Origin of the sequence: Demequina sp. B12, from assembly GCF_028823635.1 — a bacterium.
In the GTDB taxonomy this organism is placed as follows: Bacteria; Actinomycetota; Actinomycetes; order Actinomycetales; family Demequinaceae; genus Demequina.
Genome location: NZ_JAPEHU010000009.1, coordinates 1 through 761 on the forward strand (window position 1 = coordinate 1; position 761 = coordinate 761).

Genomic DNA, 761 nt, shown 5'->3' on the forward strand with positions numbered 1-761 from the left:
ACGACCGTCGACACCGTCACCCAATTCCCTCCAGGCCGGGCACTGGTGGAGACCCCGGGCCACTCGCGCTTGATCACGCAGATCGACTACATGACCTATGAGGAGTACCGCGATGCCATAGCAACCACAGCACACCCCACCATCTAGTCGCTTCACCCACGGACCGCTCCACGCCAATGAACCGGTCCATGACTTTCTGTCGAATCATCCACGTCCGCCACGAGTGGACCCGAGGCACCTTCAAGGATACGCATGGCCATCCAGCCCACCACCAACGGCGAGTTCCGCGCCAAGCCCTACTACCGAGGCGTCGCGCTGCCCACCAGAATCTGCACTACCCGAACCGAAGCAGAGGCCTGGTGCGCCTCACAGATCGCACTCATCAAAGGCGGCACCGACCCGGCCGCCGGGCGCAGACCCGTACGCGACTTCATCGACCCGTGGCTCGACGACGTGCGCACCAGCAAGTCGACGTCGACGTTCCAGACCACCCACGCCCACGCCCAGCGATTCCCCCACTGGCTCCTAGCACTACGCGCCGACGAAGTGGCAACCACCCACCTCCAACGCGTCCTGAACGAATGGCAACGACTCGACGGCACGCCATCAAAACGCACCACACTCACCCGCATCCGGGCCGACCTCTCAAGCCTGTTCACCTACATCGTCAACACCCGCGCCATCAGCGCAAGCCCCGCCAGGGGATTGCGCGTGCCCGAGGCCCCCGGGCCGAGGGAAGGACAACCCCTCACCCCCGAAGA

Annotated in this window: 1 protein-coding gene; it reads left to right on the forward strand. The window is 64.7% G+C overall.

Translation table 11 applies throughout. The features are described 5' to 3' along the window. Positions 1 to 252 precede the first annotated feature (252 nt). A partial coding sequence (locus ON058_RS11050) for a hypothetical protein (RefSeq protein WP_274669115.1) occupies positions 253 to 761 on the forward strand: 509 nt, incomplete at its 3' end.